The sequence below is a fragment of the Pseudomonas sp. NFIX28 genome (assembly GCF_900107395.1).
Classification (GTDB): domain Bacteria; phylum Pseudomonadota; class Gammaproteobacteria; order Pseudomonadales; family Pseudomonadaceae; genus Aquipseudomonas.
Genome location: NZ_FNPW01000008.1, coordinates 130,452 through 151,110, shown reverse-complemented (window position 1 = coordinate 151,110; position 20,659 = coordinate 130,452). Strand labels below are relative to the sequence as shown.

The window sequence follows — 20,659 nt, the reverse complement described above, 5'->3', positions numbered from 1 at the left end:
TCAGCCCTCCTTCGCCGGAACCGGCGCCGACTGGCCGCTGTCTTTCAGGGCCTTGGTCACTTCCGGCGGCATGTATTTCTCGTCGTGCTTGGCCAGCACTTCATCGGCCACCACCACGCCGTCGGCGTTGAGCTTGCCCAGGGCAACGATGCCCTGCCCTTCGCGGAACAGGTCCGGGAGGATGCCGCGGTAAGTGATGGTCACGCCCTTGTTGAAGTCGGTGACCACGAAACGCACGTCCAGCGAATCGGCCGAACGTTGCAGCGAGCCCTTCTCGACCATGCCGCCGGCGCGAATCCGCGTGTCCAGGGGGGCTTCGCCGTTGGCGATCTGGGTCGGGGTGTAGAACAGGTTGATGTTCTGTTGCAGGGCGCTCAGCGCCAGGCCGACGGCAACGCCCACGCCCACCAGCACGCCGAGGATGATCAACAGACGCTTTTTACGCAGCGGATTCACTGATTGTTCTCCCGGCGCAGACGACGCGCCTCTTGTTGCAGGTAACGCTTGCGGGCCAGCAACGGCACCGCCACGTTGAGGACCAGCACCACCAGGCAGATGCCGTAGGCTGACCAGACATACAGGCCGTGATGGCCCATGGCGAGAAAGTCGGCGAAGGAAGCGAAACTCATCGGGCGGCCTCCAGGCTGTTTTGCACTTCGGCCCTGACCCAACTGGCGCGGGCCTCGCGCTTGAGCACTTCAAGGCGCATGCGCAGCAACAGCACGGCACCGAAGAAACAATAGAACCCCAGCACCGTCAGCAGCAGCGGCAGCCACATCTCGACAGGCATCGCCGGCTTTTCGGTGAGGGTGAAGGTCGCCCCCTGGTGCAGGGTGTTCCACCACTCCACCGAGTATTTGATGATCGGGATGTTGATCACGCCGACGATCGCCAGCACCGCGCAGGCCTTGGCCGCGCTGTCACGATTACTGATGGCGTTGCCCAGAGCAATAAGACCGAAGTACAGGAACAGCAGGATCAGCATGGACGTTAGTCGTGCATCCCACACCCACCATGAGCCCCAGGTGGGCTTGCCCCAGATGGCCCCGGTGACCAGCGCCACAGCGGTCATCCAGGCGCCGATGGGCGCGGCGCACTGCAAGGCGACATCGGCCAGTTTCATCTTCCACACCAGGCCGACCACCCCGCATACCGCCAGCATCACGTAGATGGACTGGGCCAGGAGCGCGGCGGGTACATGGATATAGATGATGCGAAAGCTGTTGCCTTGCTGATAGTCCGGCGGCGCGAAGGCCAGGCCCCAAATGGCGCCGACGGTGATCAGCAGCAACGCTGCAATGCTCAACCAGGGCAACAGCCTGCTGCTGATGCCGTAGAACCACTTGGGTGAGCCGAGCTTATGAAACCAGGTCCAGTTCATACTGTTTCCATCACGGGTGCCGCGCGTTGTCACGCACAGCCAGGGTCTTTACTGATCAATATTTGATCAGACCTCATTATTCGCCGACGCTGATCTTCAGGCCAGCCGCTATTGCAAAGGGTGTCAGAGTTACTGCCAGGGCGGTCAGGCTACCAAGCCATAGCAGATAACCGGTCGCCGGCATGCCTTGCAAGGCCGCCTGCAAGGCGCCGCTGCCAAGAATCAATACCGGGATGTACAGGGGCAGGATCAGCAGCGCCAGCAACAGGCCGCCGCGCTTGAGTCCTACCGTCAAGGCCGCACCCACCGCCCCCAGCAGGCTGAGCACTGGCGTCCCGAGCAACAGGGACAGCAACAGCACCGGCAGACAGGCGGTGGGCAGGCCAAGCATCAATGCCAGCAGGGGTGCAAGCAATACCAGTGCCAGGCCGGAAAAGGCCCAGTGTGCCAGTACCTTGGCCAGAACCAGAAGAGGCAGGGGGTGCGACGAAAGGACCCACTGTTCAAGGGATCCGTCCTCGAAATCACTGCGAAAAAGCCCGTCCAGCGAGAGCAAAACCGATAATAAGGCCGCTACCCAGACCAGGCCCGGAGACAAGGTTTGCAACAATTGTGTCTCAGGTCCCACCGCCAACGGGAACAGTGAGACAACGATCGCGAAAAATACCAGCGGGTTGGCCAGTTCGGCGGGACGGCGGAACAGCAACCGGGATTCGCGGGCAACCAGCAGTCCGAAAACACTCATACGGCCCAATGCCCCAGATCGATGTCGCGATAGCCGCGAGGCATGCGGCTCAGTGTGTGGTGGGTAGTGAGGATCACCATGCCGCCGCGTTCGCAGTGACCGGCCAGGTGCTCTTCCAGTTGCGCCACGCCCTGCTTGTCCAGGGCGGTGAAGGGTTCGTCGAGAATCCACAGCGGCGGGCTGTCCAGGTACAGGCGGGCCAGGGCCACCCGACGCTGCTGGCCGGCGGACAGGGTGTGACAAGGCACATCCTCGAAACCGCGCAGCCCGACCGCCGCCAGGGCCTGCCAGATTGCCTCGCGCCCGGCGGGCTGATGCAGGGCACAGAGCCAGCTGAGGTTTTCCTCGGCGGTCAGCAGGTCCTTGATGCCCGCCGCATGGCCGATCCACAACAGGTTGCGCGCCAGCTCCGTGCGCTGTGCGTTGAGCGGCTGGCCGTTGAGCAGCACCTGGCCGCTGGTCGGCTGCATCAGCCCCGCGAGCAGGCGCAGCAAGCTGGTCTTGCCACTGCCATTGGGGCCGCTGATCTGCAACATGTCGCCGCTGGCCAGACGCAATTCGAGCTTTTCGAAGAGCAGCCGCAAGTCTCGCTCACAGGCGAGTGCTACGGCTTCAAGAAGAGGACTGGTCAAATGATCTCGGGCCTTTACGGTTCAAGTCGGCAGTGGAGCAGCCGTTAAAGAGATGCAGAATAAACGCATCGGCGGCCTGTTCCAGAGAGCTGCGTCAAACTTTTGCGATGTTTTCGCACGCCCCCCGAAGACGGGCGGCATTATACATGCGATGCCCTACTCTAAAGAGGGCTTATTTCTCCACAGGTTGTGTCCAGATGACAGGCGAAATCACCCTCCCCCCGCTGCCGCAGCTGACCCCGGGAACCGTGCGCGCGTTGCCGATCAGCGGTGAACTGCTCAAGTTGCTGCAGCCGCTGGAAGGGCTGATCGCCGCGGGCCAGTCGGCCAAGGCCGAAGTGCTGTCGCTCAAGCAGACGGACCAGACCTTCCAACTGCTGCTCAAACTCACCCTCGACAGCGGCCGGCAAACCACGGTCCAGGCCACCAGCAACCAGCCGCTGCCCCTGGGCACCAGCCTGGCGGTGACCCAGCCGTCGGCGGGCAACCTGGCCATTACCGTGCAGCAGGCGATTGCCGCCAGCGTCGCCACCCTGACCCGCCTCGACACCACGCAACTGCCCGTCGGCACCCTGCTGCAAGGCAAGGTGGTGACCACCCAGCTGCTACCGCAGGCGGCGGGACAACCGGCGGTCTACCGCTCGCTGGTAAGCCTGCTCAATACCGCCCTGAGCGGCAGCACCCTGAGCATCGATAGCCCGCAACCCTTGCGCATCGGCAGCTTGCTGAGCGCCATGGTGCAGGGCTCGCAGAGCTTGAGCCTGGTGCCGCTGAGCGGGCGCCAGGAGCAACTGGCAATCGCCCAGCAATTGGCCACGCAGCAAAGCCGCCAGGCCTCGCTGACCGGCCTGATCAATGCACTGCAGAACCTGCCGCCCTCCGACAGCACGCCAGGCCAGTTGCGCAGCGCAGTGGACAAGCTGCTCGCCGGGCTGCCCGACCTGCAGCAACTGAGCAACCCCAAGGCGCTGGCCCAGGCCCTGGCCAACAGTGGCGGGTTCCTCGAATCGCGCCTGCTGGCTGGCGACAATCCGGCGCTGGCGAGCGACCTGAAAGGCAACCTGCTGCGCCTGATCGCCCAGATAACCCCAGGCCTGCCGGCCAGTACCAGTTTCAATGCCGTCGTCGCCGCCAACACGCTGGCCCAGGTGTTGCCGAGCTTTGTCCGCAGCGCCCTGGGCACCCTCGGCCAGGTCGGCGCCAAGCCCCAGCCCGGTGGTTTTCCCCTGCCCTCGCGGCTGCTGCAAAGCCTCGACGAGGAAGGCGACCTGGAGCATCTGCTGCGCCTGGCCGCCGCCGCTGTTTCTCGCCTGCAGAGCCACCAGCTGGCAAGCCTGGAACAGAGCGGCCTGACCGACGACGGTCGGCTGCTGACCACCTGGCAACTGGAAATTCCAATGCGCACGATGCAGGACGTCGTGCCCTTGCAGGTCAAGTTCCAGCGCGAAGAACCGGCGGAAAAACCGGCCGAGGAAAAACGCGAGGAACGCGAACCGAAACAACAGCTGTGGCGTGTCGAACTGGCGTTCGACCTCGAGCCGCTGGGCCCGCTGCAGGTGCAGGCGCAATTACTCAAGGGCCGCCTGTCCAGCCAGCTGTGGGCCGAACGGCCGTTTACCGCGGGCTTGATAGAAAGCCACCTGGGCAGCCTGCGTGAACGCCTGCTTACTTGCGGCCTGGATGTCGGCGACCTGGACTGCCATCTCGGCACGCCGCCGCAAGGCCCGAAAACCCGACTGGAACAACGCTGGGTCGATGAAACCGCATGAATAATCCCAACCCGCCACGCCAGGCCATCGCCCTCAAGTACGACGGCCAGCACGCCCCCACGCTGACCGCCAAGGGCGACGACGAGCTGGCCGAAGCCATCCTGAAAATCGCCCGCGACTGTGAAGTGCCGATCTATGAGAACGCCGAGCTGGTGAAGCTGCTGGCACGCCTGGAGCTGGGCGACAGCATTCCCGAGGAGTTGTATCGCACCATTGCCGAAATCATTGCCTTCGCCTGGAACCTCAAGGGCAAGTTCCCGGCCGGGCATGAACCGCAGGAAGCGGCGCTGGAGATGGATGTGACGGAAAGCGGAGAGGATTACTGATCTGTAGCCGCTGCCGCAGGCTGCGATCGGCCGGTACGGCCGCAGGGATCTCAGGATCGCTGAAGGCCTTCGGCCTTGGCGCAGCCTGCGGCAGCGGCTACAGAGGGATTTCAGCTTTTGTGCAGCTTGCTCATCAGCTCGGCCTCGGCCTGGGTCAAGCCGCAGGCCTGGGTGAGTTCGTCGACGCTGGCGCCCATGCCCACCAGGCGCGCGGCCTGGGCGAAGGACAGGCTCGACGGGTCGCGCTGTTCCAGCTGGGCCAGCTTGTCCGGCAACGGGCCGACCACCGCGCGCAGCTCATGCAGGTCTTCGCCCATGCGCACCGTACCGTTCTGATAGTCGTCGACGCGTTTGGCCAGGTCCTTGATGCGCTGATCGCGCAGCGTATCGCCCTGGGCCTGCTGCACCGCGATCTGCCGCTGAGCACGGATATAGGCCAGGAACATCGCCAGCGTGCCTGCCCAAAGGAAGAACAGGACAATTACCGCAACCTCGAGAATCAATCAGATACTCTCCAGTTCCGACCACTCTTCTTCGCTCATCATCTTGTCCAGCTCGACCAGAATCAGCAGCTCGCCGTTCTTGTTGCACACGCCCTGGATGAACTTGGCCGACTCTTCGTTACCGACGTTCGGTGCGGTCTCGACTTCCGACTGACGCAGATAAACCACTTCCGCCACGCTGTCGACCATGATCCCGACCACTTGCTTGTCGGCTTCGATGATCACGATGCGGGTGTTGTCGTTGACCTCGGTCGGCACCAGGCCGAAACGCTGGCGGGTGTCGATCACGGTCACCACGTTGCCGCGCAGGTTGATGATGCCCAGCACGTAGCTCGGGGCACCCGGTACCGGCGCGATCTCGGTGTAGCGCAGGACTTCCTGCACGCGCATCACGTTGATGCCGTAGGACTCGTTATCCAGCTTGAAGGTTACCCATTGCAGGATCGGATCTTCGGAACTCTGTGCAGACGACGACTTATTCATACCCCTGACCCCTTAAAAAAACCGTTGGAAACGGTGTGGCGTTCTGTCTGGCCGCGCCTCGGCGCAGCCTGTTGTTGATCTATATCGGCTTGGGCGCCGGTTTACTGATAGCCATGTGTTTCGCCCCGCCGCTGGCAATCAGCTCGGCCAGTTCGGAAACGTCCAGCAGCGCACACATATGCTCGATGACCGTGCCCGCCAGCCATGGCCGCTGGCCACGGTGGCTGCGCCATTTGATTTCGTTCGGGTCCAGGCGCAACGAGCGGCTGACCTGATGCACCGCCAGCCCCCATTCGTAGCCCTGGACCGAGATCACGTATTGCAGGCCCTGGCGAAAATCGTCGCGGTAGCGGTCCGGCATCACCCAGCGCGCGGTATCCAGCACCTTCAGGTTGCCGGCCTGGCTCGGCAGGATGCCGAGGAACCATTCCGGCTGCCCGAACAGCGGCGTCAGCTCATGCCCCGCCAGGGAGTAGATCGACCCCAGGCAGACCAACGGCACCGCCAGGGTCAACCCGGCGACATCGAACAGCAGGCATTCGAAGGGCTCCGCCGCCCAGCTCGGCCGGTCGTCAGCCGCTGGCGGTGGCGTATTGCTCGGCGGGCGATGCACCTCGACCACTGGCTCGACCAGCCCCTGCAGCAACGGCACAACGCTGGACAGCGAAGCCGGCAGCGGCGCCGGAGCTTCCAGCACGGCAGCGACCACGGGCGCCTCGACCGGCGCCGGCGGCGCGATTACCGCGGCCGGTGGCGTCGTACGCTGGACCTGGGCATCGCGAGCCTGTTCTTCGAGCACCGCGGCCTGGAACTCATCCAGGACCTCGCTCGAAGCGGCGACGTCCTCGACAACCGCCGGCACCTGCGGCAGCGCCTCGGGAACCGTGAATTCTTCTTCGGTGGCGTCCTGCAGCAACGCGTCCAGGTAGGACTGCAACGCCAGCTGCGGCCGGGACGTGACGTCGACAGGACGGTTCATAAGGATGCCCACGGATAAAACCCAGCACAGTGACCTGTAGGGTTTATCGGCCAGACTGGCAGCAGACTTGAATGATCCGCCACGTCAGGCCACCTGCGGGACAAGTTGCTGGGCCAGCAAGTGCTTGAGCAAAGCGCGATAGGCCAGTACACCGCGGCTCTTGCCGTCGAACTGCGAAGGCGTCAGGCCGGCCCGGCTGGCGTCGCGCAGGCGCGTGTCGACCGGGATATAACCCTGCCAGATCTCGTCCGGAAACTTGTCGCGCAGTACCCGCAGGGTGCCCAGGGACGCCTGGGTGCGACGGTCGAACAGGGTCGGCACGATGCTGAACGGCAGCGCCTGTTTGCGCGAGCGATTGATCATCGCCAAGGTATTGACCATGCGCTCCAGGCCCTTGACCGCCAGGTGCTCGGTCTGCACCGGGATCACCAGTTGCTGGCTCGCCGCCAAGGCGTTGACCATCAGCACGCCAAGCAGCGGCGGGCTGTCGATCACCGCGTAGTCGAAATCCTGCCATAGCTGCGCCAGGCTCTTGGCGATCACCAGGCCCAGGCCGCTCTGCCCCGGCGACTGGCGCTCCAGGGTAGCCAGCGCGGTGCTCGAGGGCAGCAGGGAGATACGTTCGTCGCTGGTCGACAGCAGCAACTGCCCGGGCAAGCCCTCGGGGACGCTGCCCTTGTGCAGGAACAGGTCGTAGTTACTGTGTTCCAGGCTGTCGGGGTCATAGCCGAAATAGCTGGTCATGGAGCCGTGGGGGTCGAGATCGACCACGACCACGCGCTTGCCCGCCTCGGCCAGCAACCCGGCTAAAGCGATGGAACTGGTGGTTTTACCAACACCACCTTTTTGATTGGCAACTGCCCAGACTCTCATTCAGATTGTTCCTCCCGGCCGGCACGGGCCGACCGAGAAATAGCACCCGTTATAAAGCCGGTGACGGAGAATTGACGGCACTCTCGCGTCCCGGCGTCTTGACTGGCGTAGGTGCAGTTTGTGTGCCAGCCCGCTTCAATGCCGCATCCGGTGTTGCGTGGGCCGTGCCGGTGCCCGTCAGGCTGCGGCGTACGTCGAGATTGCGCGACACCACCAGCACCACCCGCCGGTTGCGCGCACGGCCATCGGCCGTCGCGTTATTGGCTACCGGCTGGAACTCGCCGTAGCCGACCGACGCCAGGCGCTGCGGGTTGACGCCCTGCATCGCCAGCATTCGCACGATGCTCGCCGAACGGGCCGACGACAGCTCCCAGTTGGTCGGGTATTGCGCGGTCTGGATCGGCTGGTTGTCGGTAAAGCCCTCGACGTGAATCGGGTTGTCGAAGGGTTTGAGGATCGCCGCCACCTTGTCGATGATGTTGAACGCCAGGTCGCTGGGCATGGCATCGCCGCTGCCGAACAACAGGCTGGAGTTGAGTTCGATCTCGACCCACAGCTCGTTGCCGCGCACGGTCATCTGGTTGGAACTGATCAGGTCGCCAAAGGCCGCACTGATGTCGTCGGCGATGCTTTTCAGCGGATCGCTGGCGCCGGCGATACCGGCATCGGTCTGTTCGCTGTCCTTGACCAGCGGCTTGGCCGGGGTCACGGTCTGGGGCCGCTCCTCGCCGATGGGAATCGGCTTGAGGGCGCGATCCGAATCGGTGAAGACGCCGATCAGCGCTTCGGAAATGACCTTGTACTTGCCCTCGTTGATCGAGGAGATCGAGTACATGACCACGAAAAAGGCGAACAGCAAGGTGATGAAGTCCGCGTAGGACACCAGCCAACGCTCGTGGTTGACGTGCTCTTCATGCCGGCGACGACGTGCCATGGCTATTCCCTTAGTCCATGAAGCCTTGCAGCTTCAACTCAATGGAACGAGGGTTTTCACCTTCGGCAATCGACAGGATTCCTTCAAGCAACATTTCGCGATAACGCGACTGCCGCAAGGCTATGGACTTGAGCTTGGCGGCAATCGGCAGCAACACCAGGTTGGCGCTGGCCACGCCATAGATGGTCGCCACGAAGGCCACGGCGATGCCGCTGCCCAGCTGCGAAGGGTCGGCCAGGTTGCCCATGACATGGATCAGGCCCATGACCGCGCCGATGATGCCGATGGTCGGCGCGTAGCCGCCCATGCTTTCGAAGACTTTCGCCGCTTCGATATCGCGGTTTTCCTGGGTGTAGAAATCCACTTCCAGGATGCTGCGGATGGCTTCCGGCTCGGCGCCGTCCACCAGCAGTTGCAGGCCCTTGCGCGAATAGGTGTCCGGCTCGGCATCGGCCACGCCTTCCAGGCCCAGCAGGCCTTCCTTGCGCGCGGTCAGGCTCCAGTTGACGACACGGTCGATGCCGCCCGCCAGGTCGACCCGCGGTGGAAACAGGATCCAGCCGAGAATCTGCATGGCGCGCTTGAAGGCGCTCAGCGGCGACTGCAGCAACGCCGCACCGATGGTCCCGCCCAGCACGATCAGCGCCGCCGGGCCGTTGGCCAGGGCCGACAGATGGCCGCCTTCCAGGTAGTTGCCACCGATGATGGCGACGAACGCCATGATGATCCCGATGAGGCTTAGAACATCCATCAGAGACAGGCCTCGACCAGATGCTTGCCGATGTCGTCCAGGCCGTACACCGCATCCGCCAGCTCTGCCTTGACGATCGCCATCGGCATTCCGTAGATCACGCAGCTCGCCTCATCCTGGGCCCAGACCGCGCTGCCGCCCTGCTTGAGCAGGCGCGCGCCTTCGCGACCGTCGGCGCCCATGCCGGTGAGCACCACCGCCAGAACTTTGTCGCCGTAGGACTTGGCCGCAGAGCCGAAGGTGATGTCCACGCACGGCTTGTAGTTCAGGCGTTCGTCGCCGGGGAGGATTTTCACCGCGCCACGGCCGTCGACCATCATCTGTTTGCCACCCGGTGCCAGCAACGCCAGGCCCGGACGCAGGATGTCGCCATCCTCGGCCTCCTTGACGCTGATCCGGCAGAGCTTGTCCAGGCGTTCGGCAAACGCCTTGGTGAAGGCCGCCGGCATGTGCTGGATCAGTACGATCGGCGCCGGGAAGTTGGCCGGCAGTTGGGTCAGCACCCGCTGCAGGGCCACCGGACCGCCGGTGGACGTACCGATGGCCACCAGTTTGTAGGCCTTGCGCTTGGGTGCCGGGGAGGACGCGCCAGCGGCCGGCGTGCGGGCAGGCATCGGGGCCGGAGCCGGACGCGCCGGGATCGCGCTGGTAAAACTGCTGCTGGCAGGCACGGGCGCCGGCGTTGGTGGCGCCGCCGGTTGAGGCGCCGGCGCGCTGTAGCTGCTGAAACGACGGTTGCTGCGCGAGATGCTATGGACCTTCTCGCACAGCAGTTGCTTGACCTTCTCGGGATTGCGCGAGATGTCTTCGAAATTCTTCGGCAGGAAATCCACCGCGCCGGCATCCAGCGCATCCAGGGTTACCCGGGCGCCTTCATGGGTCAGCGAGGAGAACATCAACACCGGAGTCGGGCAGCGCTGCATGATGTGCCGCACCGCCGTGATGCCATCCATCATCGGCATCTCGTAGTCCATGGTGATCACGTCCGGCTTGAGCGCCAGAGCTTGATCGATCGCCTCTTTACCGTTGGTCGCGGTACCGACGACCTGGATATTGATATCCGCTGAAAGAATTTCCGAGACGCGGCGGCGGAAGAACCCCGAATCGTCCACCACCAGGACCTTGACTGCCATAAACACTCCGTTAGGCGGGGCAAGGCAAATGGCCCCGCCCCTCCGGTATTCAAATACGCCGTGCGGCGTAACGCTTGAGCATGCTCGGAACATCGAGAATCAGTGCGATGCGGCCGTCACCTGTAATGGTGGCGCCCGACATGCCCGGTGTTCCCTGGAGCATCTTGCCCAATGGCTTGATGACGACTTCTTCCTGGCCGACCAGTTGATCGACGACGAAGCCGATCCGCTGGGTGCCGACCGAAAGGATCACCACGTGGCCTTCGCGCTGCTCTTCGTGAGCGGCGGAACTGACCAGCCAGCGCTTGAGGTAGAACAGTGGCAGCGCCTTGTCGCGAACGATCACCACTTCCTGGCCGTCGACCACGTTGGTGCGCGACAGGTCCAGGTGGAAGATTTCGTTGACGTTGACCAGCGGGAAGGCGAACGCCTGGTTGCCCAGCATCACCATCAGGGTCGGCATGATCGCCAGGGTCAACGGCACCTTGATGACGATCTTCGAGCCCTGGCCCTTGGTCGAGTAGATGTTGATCGAACCGTTGAGCTGGGAAATCTTGGTCTTCACCACGTCCATGCCCACACCGCGGCCGGACACGTCGGAGATCTCGGTCTTGGTCGAGAAGCCCGGGGCGAAGATCAGGTTGTAGCACTCGGTATCGCTCAGGCGATCGGCGGCATCCTTGTCCATCACCCCACGCTTGACCGCAATGGCGCGCAGGACGTTCGGGTCCATGCCTTTACCGTCATCGGAGATCGACAGCAGGATGTGGTCGCCTTCCTGCTCGGCCGCCAGCACCACCTTGCCGCCACGGGACTTGCCCGAAGCCTCGCGCTCTTCCGGCGACTCGATACCGTGGTCGACGGCGTTGCGCACCAAGTGCACCAGCGGGTCGGCCAGGGCCTCGACGAGGTTCTTGTCGAGGTCGGTCTCTTCGCCGACCAGCTCCAGGTTGATCTCTTTCTTGAGCTGGCGAGCCAGGTCGCGAACCAGGCGCGGGAAGCGTCCGAAGACCTTCTTGATCGGCTGCATCCGGGTCTTCATCACCGCGGTCTGCAAGTCGGCCGTGACCACGTCGAGGTTCGACACGGCCTTGGACATGGCCTCGTCGCCGCTGTTGAGGCCCAGGCGCACCAGGCGGTTACGCACCAGCACCAGCTCGCCGACCATGTTCATGATTTCGTCCAGCCGCGCGGTGTCGACGCGCACGGTGGTTTCGGCTTCGCTGACCGGTTTTTCCGCCGGGGCGGCAGCCGGGGCACGCGCAGGCGCCGGCGCAGCGGCGGCTGGCTTCGGCGCTTCGACCTTGGCTTCGACTTTCTTCACCGCCGGCTTGGCGACGGCGGCAGGCGCCGGGGCCGAAGCGCTGGTGGCGCTGCCTACAGTCGCTGCGGCAGCGGGTACTTCAGAGAACTTGCCCTTGCCATGCAGCTCGTCGAGCAGGGATTCGAATTCCTGGTCGGTGATCAAGTCGCTGCCGGCCGCGGCCGCGCTTGGCGCAGCCGGCGGTACCGCCGCGGCGACTGCGGAGTCCAGCGCGTCGACTGCAAAGTTGCCTTTGCCGTGCAGCTGATCCAGCAGGGCTTCGAATTCGTCATCGGTGATTTCGTCGCTGGCTGGCGCTTTCTCCGCCGCGGGCGGCGTGGCCGAAGGGGCCACCGCATCCGGTGCGAACTGGCCCTTGCCATGCAGTTGGTCGAGCAGCGACTCGAACTCGGCATCGGTGATTTCGTCGCTGGCCGCTTCGCTGCCGGCAGCGGGTGCCACGGGGGCAACAGCAGACGGCGCTTCGGCCTCGGCCTTGGCGGCATTGAGCGAATCGAGCAGCTGTTCGAACTCGCTGTCGGTGATATCGCCGGACTCGCTTTCGGCGACCGGCTCGACAACGGCTTCAACCTCGGCCACCGGTGCGGCGACTTCCTCGGCGCCGGCAGGCTCGGCCAGACGGGCCAGGGCGGCCAGCAACTGCGGGGTGGCGGCGGTGATCTCGGTACGCTCGCGCACCTGGCCGAACATGCCGTTCACCGCGTCCAGCGCTTCGAGCACCACGTCCATCAGTTCCGCGTCGACGCGACGCTCACCCTTGCGCAGGATGTCGAACACGTTCTCGGCGATGTGGCAGCACTCCACCAGCTCGTTGAGCTGGAGGAAGCCGGCGCCCCCTTTTACAGTGTGAAAACCGCGAAAAATTGCGTTGAGCAAATCCGCATCATCCGGCCGGCTTTCCAGCTCGACCAGTTGTTCGGACAGTTGCTCTAGAATCTCGCCGGCCTCAACCAGAAAATCCTGAAGGATTTCTTCATCGGCGCCGAAGCTCATTAATGGGTGCTCCTACTAGGTCTGAGCCTAAAATCCAAGGCTGGAAAGCAAATCGTCGACATCGTCCTGACCGGATACAACGTCTTCACGTTTATCGGCATGAATCTGCGGACCTTCACCCTTGGCCAGATGTTTTTGCGGATCTTTTTCAGCGAGGATCGATTCACGGTCATGTTCGATGCCGGCAAAACGATCCACCTGGCTGGCCATCAGGACCAGCTTGAGCAGGTTGCTCTCGACTTCGGTGACCAACTGGGTCACGCGCTTGATCACCTGACCGGTCAGGTCCTGGTAATCCTGCGCCAGCAGAATGTCGTTGAGGTTGCTCGATACCGCGCGCGTCTCCTGCTCGCTGCGAACCAGGAATCCGTCCACCCGGCGGGCCAGGTCGCGGAACTCCTCGGCGCCCAGCTCGCGACGCATGAAGCGCCCCCAATCGGCGCTCAGGGCCTGGGCTTCACTGCTCAAGCCATTGACCAACGGGGTGGCGCTTTCGACCAGATCCATGGTGCGGTTCGCCGCGGCCTCGGTCAGCCTGACCACATAGGACAGGCGCTCGGTGGCATCCGTGATCTGTGAAACTTCCTCGGCTTGCGGCATATGCGGGTCAATCTGGAAATTGACGATGGCGCTATGCAGCTCGCGGGTGAGCTTGCCGACTTCCTGGTACAGGCCGCGGTCACGGGTCTGGTTGAGCTCATGGATCAGTTGCACGGCTTCGCCGAACTTGCCTTTTTCAAGGCTGTCGACCAGCTCCAGTGCGTGTTTTTTCAGGGTCGATTCGAAATCGCCCAATGAAGATTCGTTGTGCTCCATAGCTCCCCCGTGGCGGAATGGTTCCACATCTCAACCGATGCGTTCGAAGATCTTCTCGATCTTTTCTTTCAACGCCTGGGCCGTGAAGGGCTTGACCACATAGCCGTTTACGCCGGCCTGGGCAGCTTCGATGATCTGTTCGCGCTTGGCTTCGGCGGTCACCATGAGGACCGGCAGGTGCTTGAGTTTTTCATCGGCGCGCACATGGCGCAGCAGATCGATACCGGTCATGCCAGGCATGTTCCAGTCCGTTACCAGGAAGTCGATGCTCCCACTGTTGAGGACCGGGATGGCGGTAGTGCCATCGTCAGCCTCGACCGTGTTGGTGAAACCCAGGTCACGCAACAGGTTTTTTATGATCCGCCGCATCGTTGAGAAGTCATCAACGATGAGGATTTTCATGTTCTTGTCCAATTCGACCTCCAAGCAGTCTTAAACGCGTCCAGCACCTGAACGCGCCATTCAATCAATCAGGCAGAGCACTCAACGACTGCATGGAATACACACCGCAAGACCGGCCACGTCGTGCCAGTCTCGTCCGCAGTGTCCCCACACTGCCTGTCAGCGCGCTCGCCACTCTCCCAAACGCCCCCGCAAACGGGCCGCGCACTGGCTGTGTAACTGGCTGACCCGCGATTCGCTGACCCCCAGGACCTCACCGATTTCCTTGAGGTTCAGCTCTTCGTCGTAGTACAGCGCCAAGACCAGTCGCTCACGCTCCGGCAAATTGGCAATCGCGTCCGCCAGCGCAGCCTGGAAACGTTCGTCCTCCAGGTCGCGCGACGGCTCGAGATGAGCACTCGCGCCATCCTCATGCAGCCCTTCATGCTCGCCGTCCTGCAACAGGTCGTCGAAGCTGAACAGGCGACTGCCCAAGGTGTCGTTCAAAATCCCGTAATAATCGTCGAGACTCAATTGAAGTTCGGCCGCAACTTCATGATCTTTAGCGTCACGACCGGTTTTAGCTTCAATTGCACGAATGGCGTCGCTCACCATCCGGGTATTGCGGTGCACCGAACGCGGCGCCCAGTCACCTTTACGAACCTCATCGAGCATCGCGCCACGGATACGGATACCCGCGTAGGTCTCGAAACTCGCGCCCTTGCTCGCGTCGTACTTGGTCGAGACTTCGAGCAGGCCGATCATCCCGGCCTGGATCAGGTCTTCGACCTGGACGCTGGCCGGCAGGCGCGCCAGCAGGTGATAGGCAATGCGCTTGACCAAAGGCGCATAGCGCTCGATCAATTCGTACTGGCTGTCACGTGCCGACTTTTTGTAAAGGTTGTAGCCGCTGGCGCTCATAGCACCGGTCCCGCTGTTTGATGCACGAGCCGCTCGACGAAGAATTCCAGATGTCCACGCGGGTTGGCCGGCAACGGCCAGGTGTCGACTTTCTGGGCAATGGCCTTGAACGCCAGCGCGCATTTCGAACGTGGAAACGCCTCATAGACCGCGCGCTGCTTTTGCACGGCCTTGCGCACACATTCGTCGTAAGGCACGGCGCCGACGTATTGTAGGGCCACGTCCAGGAAGCGATCCGTGACCTTGGTCAACTTGGCAAACAGGTTGCGACCTTCCTGCGGGCTCTGCGCCATGTTGGCGAGCACGCGGAAGCGGTTCATGCCGTAATCGCGGTTGAGCAGCTTGATCAGCGCGTAGGCGTCGGTGATCGAAGTCGGCTCGTCGCAGACCACCAGCAAGACTTCCTGCGCGGCGCGGACAAAGCTGACCACCGAGTCACCGATACCGGCAGCGGTGTCGATCACCAGCACATCGAGGTTGTCGCCGATGTCGCTGAAGGCCTGGATCAGGCCGGCATGCTGCGCCGGGCTCAGATGAACCATGCTCTGGGTACCGGATGCCGCCGGCACGATGCGGATTCCACCCGGCCCCTGCAGCAGCACATCGCGCAGCTCGCAGCGGCCTTCGATCACATCGGCGAGAGTCCGTTTGGGGGTCAGCCCCAAGAGCACGTCGACGTTGGCCAGGCCCAGGTCGGCGTCCAGCAGCATGACGCGCCGGCCGAGCTCCGCTAGGGCCAGGGACAAGTTCACTGACACGTTAGTCTTGCCGACGCCACCTTTGCCGCCGGTCACCGCGATCACCTGTACGGGATGCATGCTGCCCATGTTCTTTCTTTACCTTGTCTTACTTAGACGGGGCCACATAACTGGCTGCGCGTTCACTAACGGAACAATGCCTGGCAGACCATCGATGTAGGTACATTGCAATCTTTTCATGATTCCCTCAGCCAACCCGCTTGGTCGGGTTGTGGTAGAGGTCAGCGAACATGTCAGCCATGGCTTCCTCGCTGGGTTCTTCCTGCATCTGCACGCTCACCGCACGACTGACCAGCTGGTGACGGCGCGGCAAGTGCAGGTCGTCCGGAATCCGCGGGCCATCGGTCAGATAGGCAACGGGGAGTTCATGACTGATCGCCAGGCTCAGCACCTCACCGAGACTGGCGGTTTCATCCAGTTTAGTCAGGATGCAGCCGGCCAGCCCGCAACGCTTGTAGCTGTGGTATGCGGCGGTTAGAACCTGTTTCTGGCTAGTGGTTGCCAAGACCAGATAATTTTTTGCCCGAATGCCACGTCCGGCCAGGCTTTCGAGCTGCATGCGCAGGGCCGGGTCGCTGGCTTGCAGGCCGGCGGTGTCGATCAGCACCACGCGCTTGCGCAGCAGCGGGTCGAGGGCTTGCGCCAGGGACTGGCCCGGATCGACATGGGTCACCGAGACATTGAGGATCCGCCCCAGGGTCTTGAGCTGCTCCTGGGCGCCGATACGGTAGCTATCCATGCTCACCAGCGCGATGTTCTGCGCGCCGTACTTGAGCACATAGCGAGCCGCCAGCTTGGCCAGGGTGGTGGTCTTGCCCATGCCGGCAGGACCGACCATGGCGATCACCCCACCCTCCTCCAGCGGCTCGACTTCCGGGGTCACGATCATCCGCGCCAGGTGGGCCAGGAGCATGCGCCAGGCCTGGCGGGGTTCGTCGATTTCAGTGATCAGCGCCAGCAGGTCGCGGGCCAGCGGGCCGGACAGGCCAATACGCTGCAGGCGCCGCCACAGGTTGGCCTGCTCGGGGCGGCTGCCTTGCAGTTGGCTCCAGGCCAGGGAGCCGAGCTGGACTTCCAGCAGCTCGCGCAGGCCGTTGAGTTCAAAACGCATCGAGTCGAACGCACGCTGGTCGACGGCCGGCGCAACGGCAACCGGGGCCGGGCGCTGCGGCTCGTTGAAGGTAGGTTCGATCAGCGGCTCGGCGGCGGTCAGCGGCAGGCCGGCGAACAGCTGGCGATTGGTGCCGCTGCCGGCTTCGCCATCGCCACGCAGGCTCAGTTCGGCCTGGGCGGTGACAATGCGCGACTGAGTCTTGCGCAGTTCGTCCTCGAGCTCCATGTTCGGGACCCGCGGTGCCAGTGCCGAGAGTTTGTAATCCAGGGCAGCCGTCAGCTCGACACCGCCGGCGATGCGGCGATTGCCAATGATGGCGGCGTCGGCGCCCAGCTCATCACGAACCAGCTTCATGGCCTGACGCATATCGGCGGCGAAAAAACGCTTAACTTGCATAACCCACTACCTCAGCCGTTGGGGCCTACTGTCGCAACGATGGTCACTTGCTTGTTGTCAGGAATTTCCTGGTACGCCAACACGTGCAAGCCCGGGACCGCCAGGCGCCCGAACCGCGAGAGCATCGCGCGAACCGGACCGGCTACCAGCAGAATCACCGGTTGGCCTTGCATTTCCTGGCGCTGCGCGGCTTCGATCAACGAACGCTGCAGCTTCTCAGCCATGCTTGGCTCCAACAGGACGCCCTCTTCCGAGCCTTGTCCTGCCTTTTGCAGACTATTGAGCAAAATCTGTTCCAACCTGGGTTCCAAGGTGATCACAGGCAGCTCGGACTCAGTCCCTACAATGCTTTGCACGATGGCGCGCGACAAACCGACGCGCACCGCGGCCACCAAAGCGGCAGTATCTTGACTCTTGGCGGCATTGTTCGCGATGGCCTCGGCGATGCTGCGGATATCGCGCACCGGCACCTGTTCGGCCAGCAGCGCCTGCAGCACCTTGAGCAACTGGGACAACGAAAGAACGCCTGGCACCAGTTCCTCGGCCAGCTTCGGCGAACCCTTGGCCAGCAATTGCAGGAGCTGCTGGACCTCTTCGTGGCCGATCAGCTCGCTGGAGTGCTTGTACAGAATCTGGTTGAGGTGGGTGGCGACCACGGTGCTGGCATCGACCACGGTGTAACCCAGCGACTGCGCCTGGGCGCGCTGGCTGATCTCGATCCACACCGCCTCCAGGCCGAAGGCCGGATCCTTGGCGGTGATGCCGTTGAGCGTGCCGTAGACCTGCCCCGGGTTGATCGCCAGCTCGCGGTCCGGATAGATCTCGGCCTCGGCCAGGATCACCCCCATCAGCGTCAGCCGGTAGGCACTGGGCGCCAGGTCGAGGTTGTCACGAATATGCACGGTCGGCATGAGGAAGCCCAGGTCCTGGGACAGCTTCTTGCGCACGCCCTTGATCCGCGCCAGCAGCTGCCCGCCCTGGTTGCGGTCCACCAGGGGAATCAGGCGATAGCCGACTTCCAGGCCGATCATGTCGATCTGGGTCACGTCATCCCAGCCCAGCTCCTTGGTTTCCATGGCCCGGGCCGGTGAAGGCAGCAGCTCCTGCTGGCGCTTGACCTCTTCCAGCGCCTGGACCCGGACCACGTTCTGCTTCTTCCAGAACAGGTACGCGGCACCGGCCGCCAGGGCCGCCATGCTCAGGAAGGAAAAATGCGGCATGCCCGGCACCAGGCCCATCACCGCCATCAGGCCGGCGGCGACGGCCAGGGCGCGGGGCGAGGCGAACATCTGCCGGTTGATCTGCTTGCCCATGTCTTCGGAACCGGAAGCACGGGTCACCATGATCGCGGCCGCGGTGGACAGCAGCAGCGATGGCAATTGCGCCACCAAACCGTCACCGATGGTCAGCAAGGCGTACACCCGGCCGGCATCGCCGAAAGACATGTGGTGCTGGAAGATGCCGACCGCCATGCCGCCGATCAGGTTGATGAACAGGATCAGCAGGCCGGCGATGGCGTCGCCGCGCACGAACTTGCTGGCACCGTCCATGGAACCGTAGAACTCGGCTTCCTGGGCCACTTCCGAACGGCGGGCCTTGGCCTGCGCCTGGTCGATCAGGCCGGCGTTGAGGTCGGCGTCGATGGCCATCTGTTTGCCCGGCATCGCGTCGAGGGTGAAACGCGCGCTCACCTCGGAAATCCGCCCGGCGCCCTTGGTCACCACCACGAAGTTGATGATCATCAGGATCGCGAACACCACGATACCGACCACATAGTTACCGCCGATCACCACCTCGCCGAAGGCCTGGATCACCTTGCCCGCCGCGGCGTGGCCGTCTTGCCCGTGCAGCATTACCACACGCGTGGACGCCACGTTCAGCGCCAGGCGCAACAGGGTCGCCACCAGCAGGATGGTTGGGAATACCGCGAAATCCAGCGGCCGCAAGGCATACACGCAGACCAGCAGCACGACGATCGACAGGGCGATGTTGAAGGTGAAGAACACGTCCAGCAGGAACGGCGGCACCGGCAGCATCATCATGGCCAGCATGACCAGCAGCAACAGCGGCACACCCAGGTTCCCCCGACTGAGGTCAGCCAGGTTAGTGCGAGCTGTACTGATTAACTGAGAGCGATCCACCGGTATTCCCCGTTCCCTAAAGCAAACTTTTGACGCCTGGAGGCGGCGCAGGGCGGGTATTGCAAGAAGCCTTCCAACTTTGACCTGGAGCGCGAACTGATTTATGGCGTTGCGCCATCAGTGATTGCGCAATGCGCTTTGGCTGCCCGCGCAAGCAAGTGCGCGGGTCAGGAATCGCGACGCAAATCCGCCGGAATCGGCAGGTCCTTGAGCGGATCGGGGCGCTTGCCCTTGCCCGCGCGGTGCTGGCGAATCTGATAGACATACGCCAGCACCTGGGCCACCGCCAGATAGAGCCCGGCGGGAATTTCCTGCTCCAGCTCGGTGGAGTAGTAGATCGACCGCGCCAGCGCCGGCGACTCCAGCAACAGCACTTCGTTGGCCACGGCGATTTCGCGAATCTTCAGCGCCAGGAAATCGCTGCCCTTGGCCAGCAACACCGGCGCCCCGCCCTTCTCGGCGTCGTACTTGAGCGCCACCGCGTAGTGGGTCGGGTTGGTGATGACCACGTCCGCCTCGGGAATCGCCGCCATCATCCGCCGCTGCGACATCTCGCGCTGGACCTGGCGGATACGCTGCTTGACCTCCGGGCGCCCCTCCTGGTCCTTGTGCTCGTCCCGCACTTCCTGCTTGGTCATCAGCAGCTTCTTGTAGCTCTGGTACAACTGCACCGGCACGTCCACCGCGGCGATCAGGATCAACCCGCAGGCCATCCACAAGGTGCTCCAGGCCACCACCTGCACGCTGTGGATAATCGCCTGCTCCAGGGGCTCATGGGCGATCCGCAGCAGGTCGTCGATGTCCGAGGACAACACCGACAAGGCCACGATCAGCACCACCACGAACTTGGCGAAGGCCTTGAGCAGCTCGATCAGCGAGGTCGGGGACACCATGCGCTTCATGCCGCTGAGCGGGTTCATGCGGCTGAACTTGGGCGCCAGGCTCTTGGTGGAAAACAACCAGCCACCCAGGGAGATAGGGCCGATCAGCGCCGCCAGCACCAAGGGCAGCAGGATCGGCATCGAGGCGATAATCGCGATCTTGCCCGAATGCAGCAGGTACAGGCCCATGGCGCCGGGGCTGAGCAGCACCTCGCGCGGCAGGGAGAAGTTCAGGCGCATGATTTCCAGCAGGTCTTGCGCCACCCCCGCGCCGTAAATCAGCAGGCCGGCCGCGCCGATCATGGTGATCGCCAGGGTATTGAGCTCTTTGGAGCGGGCGATCTCGCCCTTTTCCCGGGAGTCCTTCTTGCGTTTCTCCGTGGGGTCTTCTGTCTTGTCCTGACCGCTCTCGCTCTCAGCCATGG

22 protein-coding genes are annotated in these 20,659 nt (G+C 63.3%); 2 read left to right on the top strand and 20 right to left on the bottom strand.

The window, feature by feature from the left end; translation table 11 throughout:
- The 5 genes from ccmE to ccmA form a co-directional block, all read right to left on the bottom strand.
- Entirely contained in the window at nt 1-456 is a 456-nt protein-coding gene (ccmE, locus tag BLV20_RS17030; protein ID WP_092303388.1) for a cytochrome c maturation protein CcmE, read from the bottom strand.
- Entirely contained in the window at nt 453-629 is a 177-nt protein-coding gene (ccmD, locus tag BLV20_RS17025) for a heme exporter protein CcmD (protein WP_009047727.1), read from the bottom strand. The genes ccmE and ccmD overlap by 4 nt, the downstream gene beginning before the upstream one ends.
- Nucleotides 626-1,381 (bottom strand): heme ABC transporter permease, encoded by a 756-nt coding sequence (locus BLV20_RS17020; RefSeq protein ID WP_092303386.1) that lies wholly within the window; start codon nt 1,379-1,381, stop codon nt 626-628. The genes ccmD and BLV20_RS17020 overlap by 4 nt, the downstream gene beginning before the upstream one ends.
- Nucleotides 1,382-1,457: 76 nt before the next feature.
- Nucleotides 1,458-2,126: a heme exporter protein CcmB gene (gene ccmB / locus BLV20_RS17015; RefSeq protein WP_009047725.1), complete on the bottom strand. Its 669-nt coding sequence runs from the start codon at nt 2,124-2,126 to the stop codon at nt 1,458-1,460.
- Entirely contained in the window at nt 2,123-2,758 is a 636-nt protein-coding gene (ccmA, locus tag BLV20_RS17010) for a cytochrome c biogenesis heme-transporting ATPase CcmA (protein WP_092303384.1), read from the bottom strand. The genes ccmB and ccmA overlap by 4 nt, the downstream gene beginning before the upstream one ends.
- Before the next feature lie 197 nt (nt 2,759-2,955).
- Between ccmA and BLV20_RS17005 the strand changes: the two genes are divergently transcribed.
- On the top strand, nt 2,956-4,527 hold the full coding sequence (locus BLV20_RS17005) for a flagellar hook-length control protein FliK (protein WP_092303382.1): 1,572 nt from the start codon (nt 2,956-2,958) through the stop codon (nt 4,525-4,527).
- Nucleotides 4,524-4,853 (top strand): EscU/YscU/HrcU family type III secretion system export apparatus switch protein, encoded by a 330-nt coding sequence (locus BLV20_RS17000; protein ID WP_092303380.1) that lies wholly within the window; start codon nt 4,524-4,526, stop codon nt 4,851-4,853. The genes BLV20_RS17005 and BLV20_RS17000 overlap by 4 nt, the downstream gene beginning before the upstream one ends.
- A 110-nt stretch (nt 4,854-4,963) precedes the next feature.
- Here the strand turns inward: BLV20_RS17000 and BLV20_RS16995 are convergent, their stop codons facing one another.
- From BLV20_RS16995 to flhB, 15 genes are all read right to left on the bottom strand, one after another.
- Nucleotides 4,964-5,356 carry a DUF2802 domain-containing protein gene (locus BLV20_RS16995; RefSeq protein WP_092303378.1) on the bottom strand — a complete coding sequence of 131 codons (393 nt, stop codon included), beginning with the start codon at nt 5,354-5,356 and terminating at the stop codon, nt 4,964-4,966.
- Nucleotides 5,357-5,839 carry a chemotaxis protein CheW gene (locus BLV20_RS16990; protein ID WP_007922496.1) on the bottom strand — a complete coding sequence of 161 codons (483 nt, stop codon included), beginning with the start codon at nt 5,837-5,839 and terminating at the stop codon, nt 5,357-5,359.
- 79 nt (nt 5,840-5,918) lie between these two features.
- Nucleotides 5,919-6,818, bottom strand: a complete 900-nt coding sequence (locus tag BLV20_RS16985; RefSeq protein ID WP_092303376.1) for a CheW domain-containing protein — start codon at nt 6,816-6,818, stop codon at nt 5,919-5,921.
- 84 nt (nt 6,819-6,902) lie between these two features.
- The gene (locus tag BLV20_RS16980) at nt 6,903-7,691 is read right to left on the bottom strand and encodes a ParA family protein (protein WP_007922498.1); all 789 of its coding nucleotides are present in this window, start codon (nt 7,689-7,691) and stop codon (nt 6,903-6,905) included.
- A gap of 49 nt (nt 7,692-7,740) precedes the next feature.
- Nucleotides 7,741-8,625 carry a flagellar motor protein MotD gene (gene motD, locus BLV20_RS16975; RefSeq protein ID WP_092303374.1) on the bottom strand — a complete coding sequence of 295 codons (885 nt, stop codon included), beginning with the start codon at nt 8,623-8,625 and terminating at the stop codon, nt 7,741-7,743.
- Nucleotides 8,626-8,635: 10 nt separating this feature from the next.
- On the bottom strand, nt 8,636-9,376 hold the full coding sequence (locus BLV20_RS16970) for a flagellar motor protein (RefSeq protein WP_092303372.1): 741 nt from the start codon (nt 9,374-9,376) through the stop codon (nt 8,636-8,638).
- A complete protein-coding gene (locus BLV20_RS16965) occupies nt 9,376-10,509 on the bottom strand; it encodes a protein-glutamate methylesterase/protein-glutamine glutaminase (protein WP_092303370.1) in 1,134 nt (377 codons plus the stop codon). Before BLV20_RS16965 ends, BLV20_RS16970 begins: the two co-directional genes overlap by 1 nt.
- Before the next feature lie 49 nt (nt 10,510-10,558).
- Entirely contained in the window at nt 10,559-12,826 is a 2,268-nt protein-coding gene (locus BLV20_RS16960; protein ID WP_092303368.1) for a chemotaxis protein CheA, read from the bottom strand.
- Nucleotides 12,827-12,853: 27 nt separating this feature from the next.
- Nucleotides 12,854-13,642, bottom strand: a complete 789-nt coding sequence (locus BLV20_RS16955) for a protein phosphatase CheZ (RefSeq protein ID WP_092303366.1) — start codon at nt 13,640-13,642, stop codon at nt 12,854-12,856.
- A 30-nt stretch (nt 13,643-13,672) separates the two neighbouring features.
- A complete protein-coding gene (locus tag BLV20_RS16950) occupies nt 13,673-14,044 on the bottom strand; it encodes a chemotaxis response regulator CheY (protein ID WP_003183998.1) in 372 nt (123 codons plus the stop codon).
- Nucleotides 14,045-14,203: 159 nt separating this feature from the next.
- On the bottom strand, nt 14,204-14,944 hold the full coding sequence (gene fliA, locus BLV20_RS16945; protein ID WP_007922505.1) for an RNA polymerase sigma factor FliA: 741 nt from the start codon (nt 14,942-14,944) through the stop codon (nt 14,204-14,206).
- Nucleotides 14,941-15,771 (bottom strand): flagellar synthesis regulator FleN, encoded by an 831-nt coding sequence (gene fleN / locus BLV20_RS16940; protein WP_007922506.1) that lies wholly within the window; start codon nt 15,769-15,771, stop codon nt 14,941-14,943. Before fleN ends, fliA begins: the two co-directional genes overlap by 4 nt.
- Before the next feature lie 118 nt (nt 15,772-15,889).
- On the bottom strand, nt 15,890-17,212 hold the full coding sequence (gene flhF, locus BLV20_RS16935; protein WP_092303363.1) for a flagellar biosynthesis GTPase FlhF: 1,323 nt from the start codon (nt 17,210-17,212) through the stop codon (nt 15,890-15,892).
- Nucleotides 17,213-17,223: 11 nt separating this feature from the next.
- On the bottom strand, nt 17,224-19,353 hold the full coding sequence (gene flhA, locus BLV20_RS16930; RefSeq protein ID WP_092303361.1) for a flagellar biosynthesis protein FlhA: 2,130 nt from the start codon (nt 19,351-19,353) through the stop codon (nt 17,224-17,226).
- Between the two features lie 167 nt (nt 19,354-19,520).
- Nucleotides 19,521-20,657 (bottom strand): flagellar biosynthesis protein FlhB, encoded by a 1,137-nt coding sequence (flhB, locus tag BLV20_RS16925; RefSeq protein WP_092303359.1) that lies wholly within the window; start codon nt 20,655-20,657, stop codon nt 19,521-19,523.
- Nucleotides 20,658-20,659: the final 2 nt, after the last annotated feature.

What these genes read in the sequence shown, in the direction of transcription:
- ccmD (WP_009047727.1), bottom strand. Translation starts at nt 629, where the DNA reads ATGAGTTTCGCTTCCTTCGCCGACTTTCTCGCCATGGGCCATCACGGC.
- BLV20_RS17020 (WP_092303386.1), bottom strand. Translation starts at nt 1,381, where the DNA reads ATGAACTGGACCTGGTTTCATAAGCTCGGCTCACCCAAGTGGTTCTAC.
- ccmB (WP_009047725.1), bottom strand. Translation starts at nt 2,126, where the DNA reads ATGAGTGTTTTCGGACTGCTGGTTGCCCGCGAATCCCGGTTGCTGTTC.
- BLV20_RS17005 (WP_092303382.1), top strand. Translation starts at nt 2,956, where the DNA reads ATGACAGGCGAAATCACCCTCCCCCCGCTGCCGCAGCTGACCCCGGGA.
- BLV20_RS17000 (WP_092303380.1), top strand. Translation starts at nt 4,524, where the DNA reads ATGAATAATCCCAACCCGCCACGCCAGGCCATCGCCCTCAAGTACGAC.
- BLV20_RS16990 (WP_007922496.1), bottom strand. Translation starts at nt 5,839, where the DNA reads ATGAATAAGTCGTCGTCTGCACAGAGTTCCGAAGATCCGATCCTGCAA.
- BLV20_RS16985 (WP_092303376.1), bottom strand. Translation starts at nt 6,818, where the DNA reads ATGAACCGTCCTGTCGACGTCACGTCCCGGCCGCAGCTGGCGTTGCAG.
- BLV20_RS16980 (WP_007922498.1), bottom strand. Translation starts at nt 7,691, where the DNA reads ATGAGAGTCTGGGCAGTTGCCAATCAAAAAGGTGGTGTTGGTAAAACC.
- motD (WP_092303374.1), bottom strand. Translation starts at nt 8,625, where the DNA reads ATGGCACGTCGTCGCCGGCATGAAGAGCACGTCAACCACGAGCGTTGG.
- BLV20_RS16970 (WP_092303372.1), bottom strand. Translation starts at nt 9,376, where the DNA reads ATGGATGTTCTAAGCCTCATCGGGATCATCATGGCGTTCGTCGCCATC.
- BLV20_RS16965 (WP_092303370.1), bottom strand. Translation starts at nt 10,509, where the DNA reads ATGGCAGTCAAGGTCCTGGTGGTGGACGATTCGGGGTTCTTCCGCCGC.
- BLV20_RS16960 (WP_092303368.1), bottom strand. Translation starts at nt 12,826, where the DNA reads ATGAGCTTCGGCGCCGATGAAGAAATCCTTCAGGATTTTCTGGTTGAG.
- BLV20_RS16955 (WP_092303366.1), bottom strand. Translation starts at nt 13,642, where the DNA reads ATGGAGCACAACGAATCTTCATTGGGCGATTTCGAATCGACCCTGAAA.
- BLV20_RS16950 (WP_003183998.1), bottom strand. Translation starts at nt 14,044, where the DNA reads ATGAAAATCCTCATCGTTGATGACTTCTCAACGATGCGGCGGATCATA.
- fliA (WP_007922505.1), bottom strand. Translation starts at nt 14,944, where the DNA reads ATGAGCGCCAGCGGCTACAACCTTTACAAAAAGTCGGCACGTGACAGC.
- fleN (WP_007922506.1), bottom strand. Translation starts at nt 15,771, where the DNA reads ATGGGCAGCATGCATCCCGTACAGGTGATCGCGGTGACCGGCGGCAAA.
- flhF (WP_092303363.1), bottom strand. Translation starts at nt 17,212, where the DNA reads ATGCAAGTTAAGCGTTTTTTCGCCGCCGATATGCGTCAGGCCATGAAG.
- flhB (WP_092303359.1), bottom strand. Translation starts at nt 20,657, where the DNA reads ATGGCTGAGAGCGAGAGCGGTCAGGACAAGACAGAAGACCCCACGGAG.